An 18,624-nucleotide genomic window follows, 5' to 3' on the forward strand; every position below is an offset into this window, starting at 1 on the left:
TATTTAATACTGAAGTTTAAAATCAGAACAGCTAATCAAGCTCCTAGTTTTAGAATACTCTTATGATAATACTCTTTTTGCGGAAATATATTCCATCGGAGTTTTGCCTGTAAAATCCTTAAATTCTTTAAGAAAATGGTTATAATCATAGTAGCCATTAGTTATTGCTACATTCAATAAATCATTTGGCTCAGTATGTAAATTGATATATGCAGAAATAAAGCGTTGTAATTGGATGTACTCTTTAGGTGTAAGTCCCATATGCATAAAGAAGTTCCGCTCCAGCCATTTGTAATTTACTCCAATCTTTTTAGTTACATTGGACACGGAGATTTGTCCCTTAGTTCGATTGATTAGTTCAACCGCAGAATTTAATAACCCTACTTTGTCACTCCTTGGCATCAGGGGCTTTATGTACGATTCGATTATATCAATCTTACTATCAATGGAATTTGTAGCATATACCTGACTTAGAAAGTCTATATCAAAATTAATCTCTGCCAGTGTTGCAATATTCCTGTATTTGAAAAAGGATGGCTTTAAGCTGAACAGTTTGTGAAAATATTCAGGTTTAAATCTTATAATCAGGATATAGTCCAGCTCTTCGAAATATCTTAAATAAGACTTCTTCATAACACCGGCATCAACCCAACCCGATTCCACAATATTTTCTTTACCATCAATAGTAATGCAAACTTTGTTACTTCTATGAGGGAATAATATAATAGCAGGAAAACCATCATTAAATATCCAATGGTCTGTTTTATTATCAATATCATAAAACAAATAGAACCCTTCAATATAGTCAATACATACCTCAGATGGGGATTTCCTCATCCAGTATCTACCATTAGAAGATAGTCTTTCCTGTTGAATAATTTCTTTTAGAAAGTTGATTGGCATAATGGATACAAAGATATGCATAATGTTCAACTACAACTAGTTTGCGATATGTCTAATTTATACTATGACAGACTTTTTCTTCATGATAACTTTGCCTCAAAAATGCTATGACAGTAGAAACAGATCAAGATTTAAAGGGCATTCAGGAGATTAGCGATATTGTTGCAATCACATTGAAAGAAATGAGAGAATATGCCAAAATAGGTATGACGACAAAAGAATTGGATGAATACGGAGCAGAAATACTTAAAAATTACGGAGCAAAGTCGGCTCCTTTTGTAACATACAAGTTTCCGGGATGGACCTGCATAAGCGTTAATAATGAAATGGCACATGGTATACCATCTTCAAAAGTCCTTAAAGAGGGTGATTTGGTTAATATAGATGTGTCTGCTGAACTAAATGGATTTTACGGAGATAACGGAGGTTCATTTGTCCTAGGAGAAGATATAAATGAGAATCAAAGGTTAGTAGATGCTTCTGTTGAGGCGTTATATAAAGCCATAGCAGCAATCAAAGGTGGTATTAAAATATCAGAGGTCGGGCGAATTATTGAAAGAACAGCTAAGGATAAAGGATATAAGGTTATTAAGAATTTAGGAGGACATGGTGTTGGAAGAGGCTTACATGAGGAACCCGATTGTATTTTAAATTATTACGACAGATATGAACACCGCAGATTCAAGAAGAATAGTATTGTTGCTATCGAAACATTTATTACAACCGATTCCACATCGGTTAATACACTGAAGGATGGTTGGACTCTTGTGGGTAACAAAGGAGGTTTCTGTGTTCAGCACGAGCATACTGTTTTAGTAACTTCCGATAAACCTATTATTTTGACAGCAAAAAATGGCATTTGATTATCTCTGAAAATTAAGAGAGTGCTATTCTCTTTCGGGAAAATATACAAAAGACTTTTCAACAGCCGCCCAATACACAGGATTTATACTAATTGCAATCTGCATACTTCTTATTGTAGATGTTCTCTGCAACTGGATAATGGAAGGAGATGGACTGGTTTTTTAATACGGCATGGGTAAGCAATACTAATAATTCAAAATATTTATTTACAAAAGAATAGAGTAGGGAAGTTTCCTCTTTTTTTCTCAGAAAGGCTGATGTAAGGTATAAATACCGCATTTGTGGTATTTGAGCCATATTTCATTAGCCTTACTTTTGTAATGTTATTTTAAATAAATTTGATTAACTAAGAAAACTTATGAAAATTGCTTATTCAGCGTACAAACATCTAGTTGTTTTTTTCTCTAACAAAAAAAATGATAATCATGCGAATACTTCTGTGATTTCCATGCACATGCGAATGTGTTGTTGCTGAACCCTATCTCTACCTATTATTTAATTATAGATGTCTCTATAATTTTCTTTTCTAAAAAAATATTAATAAAAAACAAAGTCATGAATAGATTTTATATTCTGCTATGCAGTTTCTTCTGCATTGCGACACTATATGCTCAAGACTATACTGTGTCCGGAACAGTTACGTCGGCCGGAGATGTTCTTCCTGGAGTAACCGTTTCTGTTAAAAATAAAGCTACATATGGTACAATGACCGATATAAATGGACACTATCAGTTGAAAGTAGATGGTAGTGAAACTTTAGTCTTTTCCTATTTAGGGTATGAGACTGTTGATTCTCCTATAAATGGTCGAAAAACTATTGATGTAGAATTGAAAGAATCTGCTCTAGAATTGAATGAGCTGGTAATAACAGTTCCTTATGGAACGGCAAAGAAATCGACATTTACCGGATCTGCGGGTTATGTCAGTGGCAATATTATTAAAAAGTCTCAAGTGAGTAGTGTCTCTAAAGCCTTACAGGGAACTGTTGCCGGATTGCAATCTTTTTCTTCCAGTGGGCAACCCGGCTCTGATGCAACCATACGTATAAGAGGTATCGGTTCAGTCAATGCATCCAGTAGTCCTCTGTATGTAGTGGATGGTGTGCCGTATGATGGAGCACTTTCATCTATAGCTTCATCCGATATTGAATCTATAACAGTGCTTAAAGACGCTGCTTCTGCTACTCTGTATGGTTCGCGCGCAGCAAATGGCGTTATAATGATTGTAACTAAACAAGGACAAAAAAGTGAAGCTCCTACTGTAGAATTCACTGCGAAATATGGGTTTTCGGATCGGGCTCGGCGCGACTACGATCAATTAAATACAAATCAGTATTTTGAACTTTTTTGGGAAGCTTTACGCAATAACCGTCTCGATAATGGTTTTACATCCGAAGATGCTGCAACATATGCTTCTTCTAACATTGTAGGGATGATAGGTATCAATCCTTATGGAACAGCTAACCCTCAACCGGTAGGAACTGATGGAAAATTAAAATCGGGACTTAACCCTCTATGGAATGACGACTGGACAGATGCTCTTTCTCAAAATGCGCATTATACAGATGTCAATGTACAAGTGAGTGGTGGAGGTAGCAACTCTAAATATTATGTATCGGCAGGATATTTAAATGATCAGGGCGTTGTTATCGAATCTGGTTTTAAGCGATATACTCTTAGAACTAATTTAACTACAGATATAAAGAAATGGTTGCAGGTTGGTTTTAACTTATCAGGTACTCATTCTGAGCAAGATTATCCTAAACAAGATGATTCGGCTATTTCGAATGTTATTCTTTTTGGTAGAGCTCTACCGTCATTCTATCCGGTATATCAAAGAGATAGAGCCACAGGTGCTTATTTGGAAGACCCGGTATTAGGAGGACGCATGATAGATTATGGTGCGTATAGGGCTACATCTTATGCCAAGTATAACTTGCTGGGATCTATGCCCCACGACTTAAATCAAATAAAAAGAGATGCAGCTTCATTTAGAGGTTATATTCAGGTAGAGCCCCTGAAAAATCTAACATTAAAATCGTCTATTAATGTTGATTATAATAGCCGATTCGATCATAATTATGCTAATCCGACTTATGGCCCTAGTGCTACTTCGGGAGGAAGTGTGAGCAAATCAAACACCCGTACCACTGGAGTTACTGCCAATAATGTATTGAATTATACTACTACATTGAATAAAGAGCATAATATCCGCTTGATGGCAGGACAAGAATATTATGAATTTAATACTTCTTACTTTGGAGGGTCACGCGAAAAAGTTGTTATGGATGGCTTTTATGAGCCGGATGCTGCTTCACAATTAAATAGTTTCAACGGTAATAGTGATCAGTATAAATTATTAAGTTTTTTTGGAAGTGCTGAATATTCTTTCAATAGTAAATATTTCTTATCAACATCAGTTCGTACCGATGGTTCATCACGTTTCCATCCCGACAAACGCTGGAGTGCTTTTTGGTCGGTAGGAGGTTCGTGGAGACTGGCTGATGAATCGTTTCTGGCTGATGCCAAAGCTGATTGGTTGTCAAACCTTACGCTAAGAACCAGTTATGGTGCTTCGGGGAATGATAATATCGGATATTATGCATATCAGGCTTTATACGCTATTCAGAACAATCTGGGAGAATCCGGCCTTATAGCTTCTCGCTTAGCAACACCGAATTTGAGTTGGGAAACAAATTTGAATCTAAATATCGGTCTTGACTTTGGGTTCTTTAATAATCGCTTAAGTGGTTCTGTCGAATTCTTCGAGCGTCGCTCAAAAGATCTTTTATTCAGTAAGAACCTGGTGCCATCTTCGGGTTTCTCTTCCACGAGCGAAAATATTGGCGCTGTTAAAAACTATGGATGGGAGTTTTCGCTAGAAGGCTATCCCGTATCAACTAAAGACTGGAAATGGAGATTGGCATTGAATGCAACGACTTATAAAAACAAAATAGTATCACTACCTTCTGCTGAAATGTGGAGCGGTACAAAAAAATGGGTAGAAGGTGGCTCTCTCTACGACTTTTATTTGATAGAGTGGGCAGGTATAAATTCTGAAACAGGAGCGCCTCAGTGGTATCGTTATGATGCTGCAGGAGAAAAAGTTATAACAGAAGACTATTCGTCGGTAGCCGATAAAGATAAAGTGAAAAGCGGATCTTCATTGCCTGATATATCAGGAGGATTTCAGTCAGATCTTTCTTTCAAGGGGTTTGAGTTGTCTGCACTATTTGCTTATACTATTGGAGGGAAAATATACAATAGCGATAAATTGTCTCTGCAACATCAAGGTTCTGCGGGAAGAACTTGGAGTGTAGATATGCTAAACCGATGGACTCCTGAAAATAGAAATACAGATGTTCCTCGTTTGACAACAGAACCTAAAAGTGCGTGGACTAATCAATCTACCCGCTTTCTGGTCGACCGTTCTTATTTACGCCTAAAAACAGTTACTCTATCCTATACACTACCAAAATCAGTATTAAAGCCTATCGGATTAAAAAACATCAATGTATTTGCACAGGCTGAAAATCTGTTGACTTTTACTAAAGAACAGGGACTGGATCCGGAACAGACATTTGATGGAACTACATATTATCGTTATCCGTCAATGAGAACTATATCTTTTGGTCTGAATGTAAAACTATAAATAATAGAAAAAATGAAAAAGTTTTTTAAATATATATTAGTAGGAGCTCTGGCCGTATCTTCTTTTTCGGCTTGTAGTGATCTTGATACAAATCCAACAACGGCTGTTGATGCCGGCTCTGTTTTCAGCACGACAGGTAATACTGAGAAGGTTTTAATAGGTGCATGGTCATATCTTATGGAGACCTTCAACAGTTATGCTAATCCTGGATATGGTGCTATGCTCAGAGCCGGAGATGCTATGTCTTCTGACGTTGTAGTCAACACTAAATATGGTTTTCGTGATCATTATGCATTTACTGCCATATACGGAAAGGGTGGAACTAATACTCTGAGCTGGCTATTGGCATATCGCATTATTAACAATGTAAACGGAGTTATCAAATACGTTGATGCCTCGACCGGAACACAAGAAGACAAGAATAGAATAAAGGGACAAGCTTATGCCTTGCGTGGATTTATGTATTTGCATTTAGCGTCTAATTATTCTTTTGCTATAGATAAAGACCCTGATGCAGTTTGCGCACCTATTTATACAGAACCATCCGATGCTTCAACAGTAGGAAGACCTGCGGCAAGTGTAAGTGAAGTTTATGCACAGTCTATCCGTGATTTGGAAGAGGCATTAAAGCTTATTCCAGAAAATTATAATCGGACATCTAAGTATAAAGTCGACACACAGGTTGTTTTGGGGTTACTGTCACGTGCAACATTATATTCCCGCGATTGGGAGAAAGCCAGAACATATTCAGAAGCATTATTAGACAAGAATGACTATCTGATGAATGAAAGTGAATACAATGCCGGATTCAATAATGTTGTAAATAAGGAATGGATATGGGGACATCCTCAAACTCCTGAACAAAGTAATGCCAGCTATCAATTTCACTATCTCGATGTAACAAAAGATGGAAGTTATTATTATAGTTTCAATGCCGATCCATATTTCCGAACTTTGTTTAATGATGGTGATTACAGAAAGAAGATGATCTTTTGGGCTACTGATCCCGGAAAAAACCCTTCTGAAGAAGCTTTTGTCTGGATGCGTTATGCTAAATTTAAGTTTAGAGACAACTTGACTGCAGATATTGTCTTAATGAGGACATCAGAAATATATCTTATCAACGCAGAAGCAAAAGCCCGTCTTGAAGATGAGACAGCTATTACACGTCTCAATGAGTTGAAAACGGCTCGAGGTGCAGACAATGTATCAGGGCTTGAGGGACAAGATTTACTCGATGCCATTTGGTTAGAAAGAAGAAAAGAGTTGTTTGGAGAAGGCTTTGCTTTGGTAGATATAATACGTAATCAGCAGACAGTAGTTCGCAAAGAATATCCACAAAAGCCCAAGATAGACTATACTTACAAAGATAATGACGGAGTAGAGCATACTATTCCAATCACCCCTCAGGGACATCGTATTTTCAACTTCCCTGACAAGTCCGATTTTGTACCAAATAGTAAGTACTATTTATTCCGCATACCGAATTCCGAAGAATTGGCTAATGAGAATTTATATAATGATCATCCTAAGTTGAGTATATATTAAGTAATTATTTAAGTAAACACTACAAAAGTTTATAAGTTAAAATATTGATTAGATAAGACAGAAGTAAGGCTAGCCTTACTTCTGTCTTGCTTTATGTGAGTTCTATTCTATATAGGATCTATTTTCCTGTTACCTGAGCAAGTCTAATTTTTGCGGATGTAGATAACTTTCTCTCTTTTCCTGATAAAACTTCTTTATATTGCGCTTTTTGAAGACAATTATACGCAAAATACGTTAAAAGTCGATCTCGTAATTTATTTCTTTGTTCATATAACCATAAATCTAAAAAAATATGATTTTAGGAATAGATCTGGGAGGAACAAATATTCGTTTGGCACAAATAACAGGAGGAAGAATATATAACAAGGTATCTGCCCCCAGCCCGTCAAAAATGCAAATGAAAGAATCGCTAGAATATATTAAATCAATAATACGTCCTCTTATTACATCTCAAATACGAGGGATTGGAATAGGTGTGCCCTCAGTCATGGACAGCGAACGTGGTATTGTATATAATGTAACTTTTATTCCGGCATGGATTGAAGTCCATCTGAAAGAGATTCTTGAAGCTGAATTTGAGATACCGGTACATATAAATAATGACTCAAATTGCTTTGCGTTGGGTGAAAAGAAATTTGGAGAAGGTGCATCTTTTGAGAATATAGTTGGGATAACACTAGGAACCGGAGTTGGTGCAGGAATTGTATATGGTAATACACTTATATCGGGAAGTAATACAGGAGCTGGAGAGATTGGCTGCCTGAAGTATCTCGATGCCACATATGAAGATTACTGTGCAAGTAGATTTTTCACAACACATTATAACCTTACAGGAGAAGAATTGGCTATACGTGCCCGGAATAACGACTCTACAGCATTGCGTATATGGTCGCAATTTGGAGAACATATAGGGCAACTCATGCAAGCAGTATTGTATGCTTACGATCCTGACGCTATAATATTGGGAGGAGGAATTTCGAGAGCGTATAATTTATATTCTGAAAGTATGTATAGCTCCTTCGACTCATTTTTATATTCTGAGACTATAAAAAAAATACAAATAAAGGTTTCTAAAAACCCTGATATTGCTATCTTAGGAGCAGCTGCATTGGTTCACTAATCTTTTAGTAAAATAGTAATTTTTAAATATTAAAATCTATGAAAAGAATATGTGCTAAAACTATCATTTTATTGATGTCATCAACATGTATTATTTCATGTGTAAACAAAGATGTTGAGTATGCTAAAGAGATTCTTTTGCATGATACATGGACAGTACAATCCTCTGCTAAAGTAGGGCAGGATGGTAAAGTTATTTCATCTCCCGAAATAGATGTATCTACCTGGTACAAGGCAACTGTGCCTTCCACCATAATGGGGGTACTTACTGATAATGGTTTATATCAAGATTTATTTGAGGGAACAAACTATAAGGAAGCTGACAAAGCAATCTTCGATGTATCGTGGTGGTACCGTAAAACATTCGATGTTGATAAAGAAGATATCGGTAAACAAATGAAACTGGTGTTTGATGGGATATCGTATCGTGCCAATATTTGGCTCAACGGGGAACTAATAGCGTCCAAAGATTCTGTTTATGGAAGTTTCTGTCGGTTTTCATTTGATATTACAAAATACATCAACAATAAAAATACTTTAGCTATAGAAGTATTTCGTGCCCAATCGGGAGATCCAAATATTGGTTTTGTCGATTGGAATCCACGGCCTCTAGACGAAAATATGGGTGTATTCCGTGAAGTTCGCTTATTTATGACAGGAGATGTGGATATGACCAACACATGGGTCTCGAGTAAGGTTAACACTGAGAATCTGGATGAGGCTTGGTTAAACATAGAAACAAGACTGAAAAATCTTTCCAATAAAGAAATAAAAGGATATGTAAAAGGGAAGATTGAGAATATAGATTTTTCAATTCCAGTCACCTTAAAAGCAAATGAGGCAAAGACTGTAAAGATAACACCTGATGAGGTAAAAGAATTATACATGAAGAATCCTCGCTTATGGTGGTGTACAGGTATGGGGAGTCCGGAATTATATGATCTTGACTTACATTTTGTAATCGGTAATAAAATATCAGCTAAAGAAAAAATCACTTTCGGAATACGTGATATAGACTCGTATATAACAGAGAATGGAGATAAAGGTTTTATCTTAAACGGACGTAAAGTGCTAATAAAGAGTGCCGGATGGACAGACGATATATTCCTTCGCAATACATTCGAAAGTAATGAGAAGCAAATAAAGTATGTGAAAGATATGAACCTTAATATGGTACGCTTCGAAAATATATGGGGAACAAGTCAAAATATATACGACTTATGCGATCGGTATGGCTTACTAGCCTTTGCCGGATGGAGCTGTCAATGGGAATGGGCTCCATATATTGGTATTCCGGATGATGAATTTGGCTCTATAAAGTCTCGTCACGATATGGATTTATTGATGAGATATCTCGAATCACAAGCTGTGTGGCTTCGTAACCATCCTTCACTAATAGTCTGGATGGGAGGAAGTGATAAGCTCCTTCGTCCTGAGTTGGAGCGAAGAACTGTCGATTTTCTGGCATCCAATACTAATTTTATTTACGTTGGGGCAGCCAAAGGAAAAGTTAGTGAAATAAGTGGTTCTACCGGAATGAAAATGTTAGGTCCGTATGAATATGTTGGTCCTAACTATTGGTATATAGATACACTGTATGGTGGAGCTTATGGGTTCAATACCGAGACCGGACCGGGGGCACAAATACCCGTGCAGGAATCTATAGAGAAGATGGTAGCTAAAGATAAAATGTGGCCTATTGGAGAGAATTGGGACTATCACTGTACAACATCGACAACTGCTTTGAATTCTATGGAGGTGCTGACACAAGCTATTGAAGGTAAATACGGAAAACCTTCAAACCTGAAAGAATATCTTGATGGTGCAAATCTGTTGAGTTATGAATCAACAAAGAGCATGTTTGAATCATTTCGGGTTAACAGACCTAAAACGACAGGTATAGTACAATGGATGCTCAATTCGGCTTGGCCTTCAATGTATTGGCAATTGTATGATTATTATATGATCCCTGTATCTGCATATTATGCAGTAAAAACAGCCAATGAGCCCATACAACTAATATATAATTATAAAGATGATGGTATATATATAGTTAATGAATCTGTGTCTAAAGCCGAAGGTCTAAAGGCTGTTATAAAAGGGTTCTCGTTAGACTCTAAACTATTATACCAAGAAGAGAGAATCCTAACAATAGATAAAGATGAGGTGAATAAATTTTATACAGTTGATAATTCATTTAAAAACTCATTTTTATCTTTAACATTATACGATAAAAATGGAAACCTGATTGCAAGTAATTTTTATACTTTATCCTCTAGCGAAGATACTTATAAATGGGATAAGACCAATTGGGTAGGAACTCCTATGGAGAATTATAGTAATTTTAAAGATCTAAGAAAGATTGCAAATGCAAACATAGAGGTATCCGCTAAATATGAAGATGCGAATAGTATCTTAATCGAATTAGAGAACAAGAGTAATACAATAGCATTCTTTACTCAACTTCTTGTAAAAGATATGAATGGTGAGATTTTTCAACCTGTATTCTGGAGCGATAATTACGTCAGTGTCTTACCTGGAGAAAAGAAAATTTTAAGATGTTCGTTCGAGGGTAGTTTAATAAAATCTAACCAAGCAAAACTTCAGATCAAAGGATGGAATATTGCTGATAATGAGATTGTTCTTGAATAACGGTGATATAATTACGCATTGATATAAACAATCTTTTATATCAGTGCGTTCTATCTTATAAGTCTTCGTATTCACTTTTTTATAAGATATTTAACTTAATGGCCAGAGTTATATTACTGACTGACTTTTCGGAAGAGTATGCTAAATTACTACTTAAAGGAATTGTAAAATATTCCAAAGAATATGAACCTTGGGTTGTGTGCCGAATGCCTCTCTCGTATAGAGATATGTTTGGTATTGAAGGCGTTATAAAGTGGGCGATGAAATGGAAGGCTGATGCAATAATAGGCCAATTTTATCCAAGTGATAACGTGTCTCTCTTTAAAGAATATAATATAATAGCCATTGCTCAGGATTTTAAAGTTCGTTTTAAAGAAATTCCTAATATCACGGGGGCTCACCATTTGGCAGGACGTATGGGAGCAGAGTATTTAATACAGAGAGGGTTTAAGAACTTCGGATTTTATGGATTTAAAGATATTGTTTGGTCACTAGAACGGAGTGAGGGCTTTAAAAGTGAACTGGCAAGACAGGGGATGATGAATAATTATTATGAATATCAAAATGTTGACTTTAAAGATCTCTGGTCTTACGAATCAGACATCTTAATAGAATGGTTAAAAGAAATCCCTAAACCAATAGCATTGATGGCGTGTGATGACAATCAAGGACATCATATTACCGAGTTATGCAAACAATATGATATTCGGGTTCCGGAAGAAATCTCAATTTTAGGTGTCGATAATGATGAAGCAATATGTACTCTGTCTGCTCCTCCTCTCTCTTCTATAAATCAAGCTGTAGAAAAAGGAGGCTATGAAACTGCTGCATTAATAGACCGATTGAAGAAGAATCCCCATGCACAAATTGAAGATATTATAGTATATCCCACCCATATCATAACAAGGGAGTCGACTGATATATATGCCACAGAAGACAAAAATATATCTACTGTGCTAAAATATATCCATCAAAACTCTGATAAAAAAATAAATGTACCTGATATAGCTAAGCTTGTACCTCTTTCGCGACGACTGTTAGAAAATAAGTTCAGACTTGTTACAGGACAGGCTATATATAGTTATATCTTAAATCTTAGAATTGAAAAATTTGCGCAAAAGCTATTGGAAACGAATACTCCAATCGTAGAGATAGCTTTAGAAATGGACTTTTCGGATTATAAAAATATTTCTCGTCAATTTAAGAACATAAAAGGATGTACTCCTTCTGAGTACAGATTGAATTTCTCTATAAGAAAATGATATTATTGATATTGCGTAATATGAGGATATTAATACGCAAAATCAGGCGTGCGAGCTTTTCCTCTTTTATATATTTGTTATAAAATATATTAAAAAATTAAGTATATATTTTTTCTTCTTAGAGTGAAATGAAATCATATACTGAGGTTCTAAGTACTATTTGTTATTAACAATATTTCGATCGTTATACCTAATTTATAAATATTTAAATGAAGATCACATTAATCATATAACTGGGCAAAAAAATATAAATTTTATATTTTCAATAAGTTAACCAAGTGTTAATAAGTGGTAACATAAACTAATAATAACTTTTCAGTGTGTCTAAAAATAACCTTAAAAAAAATGAATGACTTATGAAGGAACTGGAGAAAAGTAGAGGAAACTATTTCCTGACAAGAACGGGTATTATATCCTTCTTGATGATAACAATATCCTTATTTATGAGCCTCCCGCTATTTGCGCAACAGGTGGCTATTACGGGTAAAGTGTACGATAAATCTAGAGAGCCTGTAATTGGTGCTACTGTGCAAGAGAAGAATAAACCTACGTCAGGAACAATGACAAATATAGAAGGAGGGTTCACCATCAACGTGTCTAGCCCTAATGCCATACTTGTTATTTCTTATGTAGGTATGGATTTACTCGAGATACCTCTTGAGGGGCGGAGTACCATAGAGGCTATAATGAGTGAGAATAATATCCACTTAGAAGAGGTGGTTGTTACAGCTCTTGGAATAAAAAAGCAAGCTAAAGCCTTAGGCTATGCTGTTGCCGAAGTGAAGGGGGATGATATTACAGGCGGACGAGATGGAAATGCAATCACTGCATTATCGGGTCGTATGGCCGGAGTAGACATTTCGACAGGTAGTGGTGGCCCATCGGGATCAACTCGAGTCTTAATTCGAGGCAACTCTCAACTATCAGGCTCCAATCTGCCACTCTATGTTGTAGACGGAGTACCGATGGATAATACACAATTAGGTAGTGCCGATAATAATGGAGGATATGATATGGGAGATGGTTTATCTTCTATCAATCCGGGCGACATTGAGTCTATCTCAGTGTTAAAAGGAGCCTCAGCTTCTGCTCTTTACGGTTCTCGTGCTTCAAATGGAGTTGTTCTTATTACAACCAAATCAGGAAAAGGACACAGCGGGCTGGGAATAGATTTCTCAACGAATGTAAACGCTGTAATGATAAGTAAAAATTTTGACGATTATCAACGTGTATATGGACAAGGAACAAATGGTCAACCTCCTGTATTGGAATCTAGTGCCCGCACGTCTACTCAAAGTGCTTGGGGGGCTAAGCTTGATCCTAATTCGTCTTACTATATTTTCAACGGACAGCAAAGGCCTTATGGAAATATTAATGACAACATAATGTCGTTTTTCCGTACGGGAGTAACTTTTACTAATTCCTTAGCAATATCAAGCAGTACCGATAAAAATGATTTTCGGATATCTGTTTCGGATATGAGGAATAACGACATAGTGCCATCTTCCGACATGTACCGAACTACTTTTATGCTCAAAGGAGGAGCCAATATCGGTAGTAAGCTTAAAGTTGAAGGGCGTGCAAATTATACAAGAGAAGGCGTAAATAATCGTCCGGCACTATCAGATAGCCCTAATAATATTGGTAACTCTATTATAGGCATAGCTCCCAACTTTGATCAAAAGTGGCTGGCTGACGGATACAAAGATGCTCAAGGGCGTTATAATAGTTGGAATGCAAATATATATCGTCTCAATCCATATTGGGTAATAAATGAAATGAGCAATAAATCGAACAAAGATCGTTTGATGGGACATGTGCAAGGTAGCTATGACATCCTGCCATTTCTTACTGCGCAAGTAAAGGTTGGTACTGATTATAATAAATTCCATTTTACTAACTATGCCGCTAAATATACTGATGGTATACTTCCCGGACGTTTCGAAGAAACTCTTACTGAAATACATGAGACGAATTATGAAGGAATGCTCCGTTTCAACAAGCGCTTTAATGACATATTGGATGTATCAGCCTTTGTAGGTGGTAATATAATGAAGTATGAATACGAAAGTTATTACATGAAAGGAGAAGATCAGATAATGATGGATGTAAAAGACATTATGAATTATAGCTTATCTTATCCTCCACAGCATACACTGTTACGCAAACAAGTGAACTCTGTATATGGAGCAGTGAATTTGGGATATAAAGACTTCGCTTATCTCGATTTTACTTTTAGAAATGATATTTCTTCAAGTTTAAATAAAGATAATCGTTCATATACATATCCTTCAGTCTCGGGTAGTTTATTGTTTTCTGAATTAGTCGATCTTAAACCTTATGGTCTGTCATTCGGTAAGGTTCGTGCATCATGGGCTAAAGTCGGTGGAGATACAGATCCTTATAAATTAAATTTACTATATAATTTACTACCTTATACTATTGGCGGAAAACCAGCAGGGCAAATCGCAAGTGAAACTGTACCTAATGTCAATTTGTTACCTACTTCTACCTATTCATACGAATTTGGATTTGATGTTCGTTTCTTTCAAGATCGCATAGCGCTGGACTTCAACTATTACAACCAATCTACAAAAGATCAGATAATGAATCTTCCGATCTCGTCATCATCTGGATATAGTAATGCTATGATCAATGCAGGAGAAATTACGAACAAAGGAATTGAAGTTTCATTAAATGTTGTGCCTGTAAGATCAAAAGATTTTGAGTGGACGAGTAATATTAATTTCGCTAAAAACACAAACAAGGTAAAAGAACTTCATCCAGAAGTCAATATCTATGAATTGGCACAAGCTCGTTGGGCTGGGGCATCTATTGTAGCAATAGCGGGACAATCATATGGTTCTATTGTAGGGAAAAAACTTGCACGTAACGAGGCAGGAGCAGTAATATTTGACTCGGAAGGATTGCCTACATTCGAAGACAACGTATCCATTCTGGGTAGTGGTACTTATGATTTCACTCTAGGATTCAACAATACCTTCCGCTACAAAAGCTTTTCTTTAGGAGTTTTGCTGGATATGAAGTTTGGTGCAGACATCTATTCTATGAGTGCTTTGCAGTCTTATCGTAACGGAACTTCCACTTATACTCTTGAAGGACGTGACCAATGGAACGCATCGGAGCAGGCTCGCATGGCTGCCAACAAAACATCGAAAGAATGGCTGGATATGGGTAACGTTAAAGGATATGTAGGTAAGGGTGTTGTACTACAGCCTGATGGAACATGGGCAGAAAATACTGTTGCAGTAAATCCACAAACATATTGGGCTAGAATAGCAGACAACTCACCCGAGCCATTCATATATGATGCTTCTTATATAAAATTGAGAGAACTTACTTTTTCATACGATCTTCCATCAAAGCTTCTCGCTAAAACTCCCCTTAAGGCAGTTAGCATCACAGCTTATGGTCGTAACCTTTGGATTATACATAGTAAACTTGATAACATAGATCCGGAGTCTAACTACAACAATGGTAATGGACAAGGGCTCGAATATGGTTCGTTGCCGACAAGGAGAACTTTTGGACTGGGTGTAAATGTTAAGTTTTAATTACTTCAAAAAAGAATAATATGAAAAATATTAAATATATAAAATGGGCGTTATGTGCCACTGTAGCACTGTTTATGGGAAGTTGTATTGATGACGACCTTAATAACGACCCCACTGCATCAACACAGATGGATCCTAATATACAGTTGACTACTATTCAACTATTACCGAGTACAAATTCGGACGACTGGCATCGTTACTTGATATATCCCGGTGGCTTTATGAATCAATGGTCTAACGACTGGGCAACAGTAAATTATGGTGGTGTAGGACAGAAGAATGATTCATATTTTGCTCACATGTGGGATGTTTACTATCCATCTATCATACGCGAGGCTGTAGACATTGTAGAACGCACCAGAGATTTACCTGAATACCAAAATGTGCATGCAGCAGGCAGAATTGTCAAAGTAGAAAATTTCCTACGTTTGACAGATTACTATGGAGATATTCCATATTTTGGAGCAGGTAAGGCATACTACGAAGGAATATTTAAACCGGAGTATGACAAACAAGAAGATATTTATAACGATTTTTTTAAAGAACTGAAAGAAGCCGCAGAACAGTTTGATTCAAGCAAACCGGGCTTAACTGCAGATATATACTTTAATGGTGATCTCAATAAATGGAAAAAATATGCCAATTCGTTACGCCTACGTATTGCTATGCGCTTGATCAAAGTGAATCCGGAACGAGCCAAAATAGAAGCAGAGTCTGCTGCCAGTAGTGGATTAATGACATCAAATGCTGATATCTGCTATGTGCAACATGATAATGTTCAGGCTGAATTTGCGGCAAGTAGTAACGGTATTGCCAACCGTATGTTACGCGACCGTTCAAGTACTTTCCGGATAACTTCAGAATTGATAGGTACATTGGAAAGTATGAATGATCCACGTTTGTTATTCTATGGTGGATCATATTTGGAAGACGATGTTCGCACCGATATAACACCACTATTGTTGGCATATTATGGGAAATACAAAGATTTCACTCTGCCTGCTCAGCAATTTAGCTGGTCATACGATAAGCCATTTGAAGATATCAAACCGTTGTCCGAAATAACACTAAACATTAACGGAACTGATACTAAAGTATCAGCACTATTACAGTATATGCAGCCATCTAAGCTTGTTAGTAAACCCGGATCGCCATATATCCGCATGAGTTATGCCGAAGTTGAGTTCTTGCTTGCAGATGCAGTACAACGAGGATATAATGTTGGCGGTACGGCCTCTTCTCACTACAAATCCGGACTGGAGGCGGCAGTAAGGCAATGGACATTATTCGGAGCGTCTATCAATGAACCAACCTTAACAACATTTTTGAATAGCAATATATTAACTTCAGGAAATGAGCTAAATCAGATCAATACTCAGCTGTGGGTACTTCATTTCCTCAATCCATTCGAAACTTGGGCAAATTGGCGTCGTACCGGATTACCTGTTAATCAGGTTAAGTTTCATAATTATCATGCAGGAAATCAATCGGGAGGACAAACTCCACGCCGTGTTCAATATCCTGTATCGGAACAGACAAGTAATCCTGACGGTTATAAAGCTGCAGTTGCAAGAATGGGTGGAACTGACGATTGGTTAAACCGTGTATGGTGGGATAAGAATTAAAGAATATTGTAACTTTTAAATATTAGATTTATGAAAAATATTAAGCATATATTACTATTTATACTCCCTCTATTCGCATTTTACAGTTGTGAGGATAATGATGCAAGCAACCCTGAATTTGGTGACACAGACTTACCTCATATCTATATGGAGTGGACAGAGAATATAGCACGAAAGATAGGAGAAAAAGTTGAATTCTCTCCACAAGTGTCTCCTTCCGATGGTGCGACATATAAATGGACTCTGGATGGAGAAGTAATAGGAACAACAAAGAATATTTCATTTACCGTTAACGAATATATGACTAAAGAACTGGTATTTGAAGTAGAACGGAACGGGGTTATTAATTCACGAACAGCTTCTTTGCTCTGCCCTCAGCCATTTGTGCCAAAAAGCTATTCGAAGAAGTCTCTGGGATTCCTTGCAAAAGGAGGAGGAATATCGGATGTAGATTGGGATAATATTACTCATCTGGTACTTTCTTCGATTGTAGTAAACATCAATGATGCAGGAGCATATACCTTAGATAAAACTATATTTGATGATTTGAATGCATCGGCACTGGTTGCATATGCACATCATAACGGAGTTTATGTTTTATTGGAAGTATCAGGTGTTTTAGGCTCATATCTAAACGCATCTCCTGTATATGGAAGTTATACTTTTTATGATGCCGCCATTAATGACAATACTTATACTTCTTTAGCTTCTGATATATTGTCGACTGCTAATGATAATGGCTTTGATGGTATAAATATTTATATGGACAAAGCCAATACTGCAACAGGAGCTTTTGGAGAACCGGGAAAACTAAAGAGGTTTTATGAACAAATAGCAAATACTGCTCCTGCAACTAAAACTATTGATGGAAACAATTATGACTATCTGTTATCATTATCAGTAGTTGGTGGATGGACTAGGGGTTCATTGGCCGGAGTTGTAAATATTCCGCAATTCGATTGGATAAACATACTTGCTTTTGGCGCTGAAGACTTAAGTCCAACAGCACACTCTGCACAATGGTATGCCGAACAGGAAGTTGGAGTTTGGTTGGGGTGGCAGGGGCCTATTGTTCCTTCGCGCATTGTACTTGTCGTTCCGGCATTCGGATTAAGATACTTTGGTGTTCCAGCCAACTATACATGGGCTAATCTATCGGAATATACACAATATATACCGTATTCTAACCTTTGTTCTAGTTATATTGATGCCCCATCAAAGAATATAATAGAGAATAAACCTTTTGTTAATGCTAATACCGAATGTGATGTTATATATTACGATGGCTTACCTGCTATTCAGACCAAAGTAGCTTATGCTTTGACTAAAGATATAGGTGGCATTGGACTGTGGTCGGTAGAAAATGACAGTAAAGAGATTTCTAAATCGCTAATGAGACAAATTAATATATCGTTAGGAAACTAA

The 18,624-nt window shown here is 36.7% G+C and carries 10 protein-coding genes; 9 read left to right on the forward strand and 1 reads right to left on the reverse strand.

Annotated elements, in window-relative coordinates; genetic code table 11:
- Nucleotides 1-60 precede the first annotated feature (60 nt).
- Nucleotides 61-924 (reverse strand): helix-turn-helix domain-containing protein, encoded by an 864-nt coding sequence (locus BGC7_RS10130; protein ID WP_082206642.1) that lies wholly within the window; start codon nucleotides 922-924, stop codon nucleotides 61-63.
- An 86-nt stretch (nucleotides 925-1,010) separates the two neighbouring features.
- Here BGC7_RS10130 and map point away from each other — a divergent pair, with 86 nt between their 5' ends.
- The 9 genes from map to BGC7_RS10175 all read left to right on the forward strand — a co-directional run bounded on the left by map (nucleotide 1,011) and on the right by BGC7_RS10175 (nucleotide 18,624).
- Entirely contained in the window at nucleotides 1,011-1,766 is a 756-nt protein-coding gene (map, locus tag BGC7_RS10135; RefSeq protein ID WP_050701480.1) for a type I methionyl aminopeptidase, read from the forward strand.
- 556 nt (nucleotides 1,767-2,322) lie between these two features.
- Nucleotides 2,323-5,418, forward strand: coding sequence for a SusC/RagA family TonB-linked outer membrane protein (locus BGC7_RS10140; protein WP_050701481.1), 3,096 nt, complete (start codon nucleotides 2,323-2,325; stop codon nucleotides 5,416-5,418).
- Between the two features lie 12 nt (nucleotides 5,419-5,430).
- Nucleotides 5,431-6,966, forward strand: a complete 1,536-nt coding sequence (locus tag BGC7_RS10145) for a RagB/SusD family nutrient uptake outer membrane protein (protein WP_050701482.1) — start codon at nucleotides 5,431-5,433, stop codon at nucleotides 6,964-6,966.
- Between the two features lie 292 nt (nucleotides 6,967-7,258).
- Nucleotides 7,259-8,086, forward strand: coding sequence for an ROK family protein (locus BGC7_RS10150; protein WP_050701483.1), 828 nt, complete (start codon nucleotides 7,259-7,261; stop codon nucleotides 8,084-8,086).
- 38 nt (nucleotides 8,087-8,124) lie between these two features.
- Entirely contained in the window at nucleotides 8,125-10,737 is a 2,613-nt protein-coding gene (locus BGC7_RS10155; protein ID WP_050701484.1) for a glycoside hydrolase family 2 protein, read from the forward strand.
- 98 nt (nucleotides 10,738-10,835) lie between these two features.
- Nucleotides 10,836-11,999: a DNA-binding transcriptional regulator gene (locus BGC7_RS10160; RefSeq protein WP_050701485.1), complete on the forward strand. Its 1,164-nt coding sequence runs from the start codon at nucleotides 10,836-10,838 to the stop codon at nucleotides 11,997-11,999.
- Nucleotides 12,000-12,355: 356 nt separating this feature from the next.
- Complete coding sequence (locus BGC7_RS10165; RefSeq protein WP_242034375.1) at nucleotides 12,356-15,574, forward strand: SusC/RagA family TonB-linked outer membrane protein; 3,219 nt, start codon at nucleotides 12,356-12,358, stop codon at nucleotides 15,572-15,574.
- Between the two features lie 20 nt (nucleotides 15,575-15,594).
- Nucleotides 15,595-17,199, forward strand: coding sequence for a SusD/RagB family nutrient-binding outer membrane lipoprotein (locus BGC7_RS10170; RefSeq protein WP_050701487.1), 1,605 nt, complete (start codon nucleotides 15,595-15,597; stop codon nucleotides 17,197-17,199).
- A 30-nt stretch (nucleotides 17,200-17,229) separates the two neighbouring features.
- On the forward strand, nucleotides 17,230-18,624 hold the full coding sequence (locus BGC7_RS10175) for a glycosyl hydrolase family 18 protein (protein ID WP_050701488.1): 1,395 nt from the start codon (nucleotides 17,230-17,232) through the stop codon (nucleotides 18,622-18,624).

The sequence above is a fragment of the Dysgonomonas sp. BGC7 genome (genome assembly GCF_001261735.1).
Taxonomy (GTDB): Bacteria; Bacteroidota; Bacteroidia; order Bacteroidales; family Dysgonomonadaceae; genus Dysgonomonas.